At 75.5% G+C, this 5,573-nt stretch carries 5 protein-coding genes; 1 reads left to right on the forward strand and 4 read right to left on the reverse strand.

Translation table 11 applies throughout. The features are described 5' to 3' along the window. The 4 genes from G5C65_RS30070 to G5C65_RS30085 all read right to left on the reverse strand — a co-directional run. Positions 1-1,707: FtsX-like permease family protein (locus G5C65_RS30070; protein ID WP_165302206.1), on the reverse strand; the 1,707-nt coding region annotated here is incomplete at its 3' end. A 75-nt stretch (positions 1,708-1,782) separates the two neighbouring features. After that, positions 1,783-2,184 carry a globin gene (locus G5C65_RS30075; RefSeq protein ID WP_206442427.1) on the reverse strand — a complete coding sequence of 134 codons (402 nt, stop codon included), beginning with the start codon at positions 2,182-2,184 and terminating at the stop codon, positions 1,783-1,785. A gap of 100 nt (positions 2,185-2,284) precedes the next feature. Beyond that, a complete protein-coding gene (locus tag G5C65_RS30080) occupies positions 2,285-3,364 on the reverse strand; it encodes an ABC transporter permease (protein ID WP_165302208.1) in 1,080 nt (359 codons plus the stop codon). Further along, entirely contained in the window at positions 3,361-4,089 is a 729-nt protein-coding gene (locus tag G5C65_RS30085) for an ABC transporter ATP-binding protein (protein WP_206442428.1), read from the reverse strand. Before G5C65_RS30085 ends, G5C65_RS30080 begins: the two co-directional genes overlap by 4 nt. A gap of 120 nt (positions 4,090-4,209) precedes the next feature. On the opposite strand from G5C65_RS30085, the gene G5C65_RS30090 reads away from it, so the two are divergent. Next, entirely contained in the window at positions 4,210-5,202 is a 993-nt protein-coding gene (locus G5C65_RS30090) for a methyltransferase domain-containing protein (RefSeq protein WP_165302209.1), read from the forward strand. The last annotated feature ends 371 nt before the right edge of the window (positions 5,203-5,573 follow it).

Raw genomic sequence — 5,573 nt, forward strand, 5'->3', positions numbered from 1 at the left:
GCCCACCCCGTCGGCCGCGCCGTCGCCCGCGCCGCCGGACAGGACTCCGGTGCCTTCGGAGCGGCGCTCCAGCTGCCAGTACGCGAGGGCCGCGAGGGCGACCAGGGCGAGGTCGGCCCCGCCGCGCAGCAGCGCTGCCGAGCCTCGGGCGTGCCCGGCGGGGCGTCCGTGCCCGGCAGCAGGGCCGCGCTTGCCGGCCCTGCTCCCCCAAGCTCTTCGAGCCGGGCGCGCCCCCGGGCGCAGACCTCCCGGGCGCAGGGCACGACGTGCCCCGGCAGGGGAGCGGGGCGCGTGTCCACCGCACTCGCACTCGCACTCCGCGGCGGGCGGGCAGGGGCAGCCGCCGCGCAGCGCGAACCGCCGGACACGGCCAGGGCGCTCCGGCCGTCGCGCGGTCCCGCGCCCCTGCGGGGCGCCCACGGCTTCGCCGTGCCGCCGCAGCGCCGGCAGTACCAGGACGGCCGCGCAGCCCAGCGCGGCGGCTGCTGCCGCCCACCAGGTGCCGGCCGGCAGCCGGACCGTCGGCTCCACGCCCGCGCGCGCCAGCGCCCCGTAACCGGTCAACTGGCGTACCGCGGGCCCCGCGAGCAGCGGTGCCACCAGGGCCGCCGGGAGGGCCAGCAGCAGCGCCTCCAGCGCGGACAGCGCGCGTATCCGGGTGCGCGAGGCGCCCCTGGCGCGCAGCAGCGACGTTTCCTCGGCCCGCTCGGCGGCCAGCAGTTGGGCGACGAGCAGCAGCGCGAGCCCGGTCAGCAGGATGAGCTGGAGGGCGGCGATCAGCAGGGTGGACCGGGTGACCAGCAGCGCGCGGTCCAGGGTGTCCAGCAGCTGGGGCAGGTCGCTGGAGGCCGTGGCCCGGTCCGTGCCGGGGGAGCGCCCGACGGCGGCCACGGACCGCTCGACGTGGTCGCGCAGCGCGCCGATCCGGGAGACGGCCAGCCCGCTGAAGTCGGCGCGGGCCTGCCAGCGGCTCTCGGCGGGGACCGGCAGCCCGGCGGCCCGCCTGCCGTCCTGGCGGGCGAACGCGGCGTCGGGGACGGCGAGCGGGCCGTAGGTGGTGTAGTCGACGGTGCGGACGCCCTCGCCCCGGAGCGGGTCCAGCCGCCAGTACGGCGAACCGGGGGAGGCGGGGCGGTAGACGCCGGTGATCCGGACGCGTACCGGCGGCGGGCCGTCCAGTCTGCTGGTGACGCGGAAGGTGTCGCCCGGCTTCAGCCGCAGCCGGTCCGCCGCGGCCCGCGGTATCGCCGCCGGGACGGCGCCGTCCGCGCGCGGCGCCCGGGGCCAGGTCCCCGCGGTCAGCCGGACGCGGTCCGGGTCGACGGAGGCGAAGCGGGTGAGGTCGGGCTGGTCGGGCTGGTCGGTCCGCGCCGCGTCCGCCGGGCGCAGCGCGCCGGGCAGCGCGTAGGAGCCGGAGCTGGTGGCGGCGGCGACCCGTACCGGTAACCCGTCGAAGGAGCGCCGTGCCGCCTTGCGTACGGCGGCGTCGGTGCGCTGCCGGTCCGCCGCCGTGACGTCCGCGTGGATGTCGACGACCGCGCGGGACGCGGACTGGTGCGTCAGGGCGCGCCGCACTCCCGCCTCGCCGATGGCGGACGAGAAGGCGGACAGGGTGGCGAGCACGGAGGTGGCCAGGACGACGGTGAGGAGCGCGGCCGCGACCAGCAGCCGGTGCGCGCGCACCCGCAGCAGTACGAAGCCGATCAATCGGCGTCCCCCTGTCCCCCTGACTCAGGCTCCCCGGCCTGTGCTCACCTCGCTGCCGGCCGGCCCTCCCCAGGCTCAGCCCGCGGAGTTGACCATAGTCCCGGCCGCGTACACCAGGTAGTCCCAGAGGCGGACTTCTTGCTCCTGGGGCAACTCCAGGCTCTCCACCGCCGCACGCATATGCCGCAGCCAGGCGTCGTGCGCGGCCCGGTCCACGGTGAAGGGCGCGTGCCGCATCCGCAGCCGGGGGTGGCCGCGCTGGTCGCTGTACGTACGCGGCCCGCCCCAGTACTGCATCAGGAAGAGCCGCAGCCGCTCCTCGGCCGGGCCGAGGTCCTCCTCCGGGTACATCGGCCGGAGCAGCGGGTCCTCGGCGACGCCCTCGTAGAAGCGGCGCACCAGCCGCCGGAAGGTCTCCTCGCCGCCGACCTGTTCGTAGAAGGTCTCGGAAGGCAAGCTGCCGCGCGGAATCTCCATCACTTCTCCATGGTCGCAGATGGTCCGGCCGAGGACCCCGGTCGTAGGACTCCCGCCCCTCCCGTCCCTCCCGCAGCTCCCGCCGCCCATCGGGCCCCGGTCACGCCGCGTCCCAGCGGAACAGCTTGGAGGCGATCAGCGTCAGCACGGCGGCGAAGAGCAGCAGCCCGCCCATCGCGGGCAGTGCGGCGCCCCAGCCCTCGCCCCGGCTGAGCACGTCCTCCATCGCCTGCACGAGGTGTTTGAGCGGCAGGAAGCCGGAGACCGTACGCACCCACCCCGGTGCGTCGTCCAGGGGGAAGAAGGCGCCCGACAGGAACGCCATCGGAAGGACGATCAGCTGGGCCAGCCCGTTGGCCGCCTCCTCCGACTTCGCCCAGGCGCCGACCAGCAGACCGATCGACATGAACGCCAGCGTGCCGCAGGCGATCAGCGGCAGGCACAGCCACCAGTGCCCGGTCAGCTTCAGCCCGTAGTACGGCAGGGTGGCGACGGCGAGGAAGATTCCCGTCTGCGCGAACGCCAGGGCGAGGTTGACGCCCACCCGCGCCCCCACCACCGAGCCCGCGCCGATGGGCGCGAGCCACAGGCGGCGCAGTATCCGCTTCTTGCGCCAGTTGACGAGGTTGAACGCGGAGCCGAAGACGCCGCTCATCGCGACCGCCCACCCCAGCAGGCCCGGCGTGAGGAACTGGATCGGCTTGGTCGACTGGTCCTGCAGGGTCGACGTCCGCAGCTGGAACGCGGGCGGCCGGCCGGTGGCCTTCTGGTTCGCCTGCTGCACGATCGAGTCCAGCACGCCCTGGACGTTCCCGGCACGCACCTGGTCGGCCGCCGAGTAGCGCAGTTCGACCCGTCCGCCCGGCCGCTGGTAGACGGCGGCGTCCGTGTCGCCCTTGCGGACCTTCTCCAGGGCCTCCTTCCGTGCCGCCGCCGAGCCGTCCGTCTTCTCGATCCGCAGGACGTCGCGGAGCTCGGCCCGCTCCTTCGCGGGGATGTCGTCCAGCACCTTGACGTCGCCGACCTGCACGATCTCCGACTGCGACAGGCCGCTGTCCTTGAGCAGGGCGCCGAGCAGCACCAGGAACATCAGCGGGAAGACCAGCATGAAGAACACGGCGGCCCGGTCCCGCAGCAGGCCCTTCGTCATCGCGGCCGACAGGCTCAGGAACGGTGTCATTCGCGGTACTCCCGCCCCGTGAGCTGGAGGAAGACGTCCTCCAGCGAGTCGCAGCCCAGCTCCTCGACCAGCTCGCGCGGCGGCCCCGCGCGCAGCACGCGCCCATGGTCCATGATCGCCACCCGGTCGCAGAGCGTCTCGGCCTCGTCCATGTAGTGCGTGGTCAGCACGACCGTGCGGCCCTCGGCGTTGATCTGCCGCAGCAGGTCCCACAGGTTGCGCCGGGCCTGCGGGTCCAGGCCCGTCGTCGGCTCGTCCAGGAAGACCAGCTCCGGGTCGTGCACCAGCGCGCAGGCGATGGACAGCCGCTGGGCCTGCCCGCCGGACAGCTTGTCCTCCCGGGTGCCCGCCTTGTCGACCAGCCCGACGGTGTCCAGCATCGCGTCCGCGCGGTCGGCGGGGACGCCGTAGAGCGAGGCGAACGTGCGGATCTGCTCGCGGGCCGTCAGCTTCTCGAAGAACGCGGACGCCTGGAGCTGCACGCCGATCCGGCGCAGCAGCGTGCGATCGCGCGGCCAGGACGGGCTGCCCAGCAGACGGGCGGTGCCCTCGTCCGGCTCCCGCAGCCCTTCGACGAGTTCCAGGGTGGTCGTCTTGCCCGCGCCGTTCGGGCCGAGGATGCCGTAGAACTCGCCCTGTGCGACGTCGAACGTGACGCCGTCCACGGCCTGGGTCTCCCCGTACCGTTTGCGCAGCCCCTTGGCCGAGATCGCGTGCTCCACCATGCGGGTGACCCTATGCCGACGGCCCCCGGGCGCCCGTCGGCGGGGAGGAGCGCGGGACGGCACGCAACCCGTCATGCCGGGGTTCTCCCCTTTCGGGAGGGCGGGCGCCACAGTGGAGTCATGGCGGCACCCAGTGACCTCGTACGGGAGCTCGTGTCCGGCGGAGCCCTCCGCGACCCCGCGTGGCGCGCGGCCTTCGAGCAGGTGCCCCGCGAGCTGTTCGTGCCGTACTTCTACGTCCCGGCCCGGGGCGGCGGGTACGAGCGGCTGTGGCGGGACGACCCGGACCCGGAGCGCCGCAGGCGCTGGGCGGAGGGCGTGCGCAGCGACCGGCCGCTGGCCACCCGGATCCGGGACGGCGAGCTGGTCTCCTCCAGCAGCCAGCCCTCGCTGATGGCCCGGATGCTGGAGTATCTGGAGCTCCGGGACGGCATGGACGTCCTGGAGATCGGCACCGGGCCCGGCTACAACGCGGCGCTGCTGTGCCACCGGCTCGGCGACGCGCGGGTGACCACCGTCGACCTCGACCCCGAGATCACGGACGCGGCCCGCGCCCATCTCGCGGCGGCGGGCCACCGGCCGCACGTGCTCACCACGGACGGCGCGCGCGGCTGCCCCGCGCACGCCCCGTACGACCGGATCATCGCCACCTGCGCGCTGCCGTGGCTGCCGCCCGCGTGGCTGGCGCAGTGCGCCCCGGACGCGCTGGTCCTCGCGCCGGTGGCGAGCGGGCTGCTGGCGCTGCGCGTGCCCGGGGGCGGGCCGGCCGGCGGGCGCTTCAAGCCCACCCCTGCGTACTTCGTGCCGCTGCGCGGCGGCACGCCGGCGCCGCACCCCGAGCCGGAGCCGGGACCGGAGTCCGGGGTGCCGCGCGCCGGACAGCGGGACGACACCTTCCGCTTCCTGCTGACGCTCTCGGGCGGCCGGCTGGAGCCCGGCGAGGCGCACGACCTGTGGCGCCGCGCCGGGCGTCCGGGGCGCGAACGGTACGGCGTCAGTGTGCGGGACGGGCGCCAGTGGGCCTGGCTGGACGACCCGGAGGGGCCGTACACCTGGCCGTTGGGGGAGCCGGTGCCGGACGGCCGGGGAACCGCGGACCGGTCCGGTGCGTGATGGAGGGCATACGCTCTGGTCGCGATCCGCGCAGGATCCCGGCAGAAGCCGTGTGGGGGCCGGTACCGCGCGGCCATACTGCCGGCCGGGCCGCGGGTCCCGGCGCAGAACAGACGGAGGACGCATCGGGAGGGCCCGTGCCAGCGACCAGGGGGAGGTCTCACAGCCGTGACTGAGCCGCCGGCGGCAGCGCCCGCAGCACCGTCCCGCGCCACGCCCGCGGCGGTCCCCGGCCAGGCGGCGCCCGGCCGGGCGGGACCGGGTCCGGGTTCCGCTCCGGCTCCGGGCCCGGGTCCGGGTCCGGTGGTATCCGGTTCCGCGGTATCCGGACCCGCGGGTTCCGGCCAGGGGGGATCCCGCCCGGCGGGCTC

The sequence above is a fragment of the Streptomyces boncukensis genome (genome assembly GCF_011045075.1).
Lineage (GTDB): Bacteria > Actinomycetota > Actinomycetes > Streptomycetales > Streptomycetaceae > Streptomyces > Streptomyces boncukensis.

Coding starts and splice junctions, on each gene's coding strand:
- G5C65_RS30080 (WP_165302208.1), bottom strand. CDS start 3,364: ATGACACCGTTCCTGAGCCTGTCGGCCGCGATGACGAAGGGCCTGCTG.
- G5C65_RS30090 (WP_165302209.1), top strand. CDS start 4,210: ATGGCGGCACCCAGTGACCTCGTACGGGAGCTCGTGTCCGGCGGAGCC.
- G5C65_RS30085 (WP_206442428.1), bottom strand. CDS start 4,089: ATGGTGGAGCACGCGATCTCGGCCAAGGGGCTGCGCAAACGGTACGGG.
- G5C65_RS30075 (WP_206442427.1), bottom strand. CDS start 2,184: ATGGAGATTCCGCGCGGCAGCTTGCCTTCCGAGACCTTCTACGAACAG.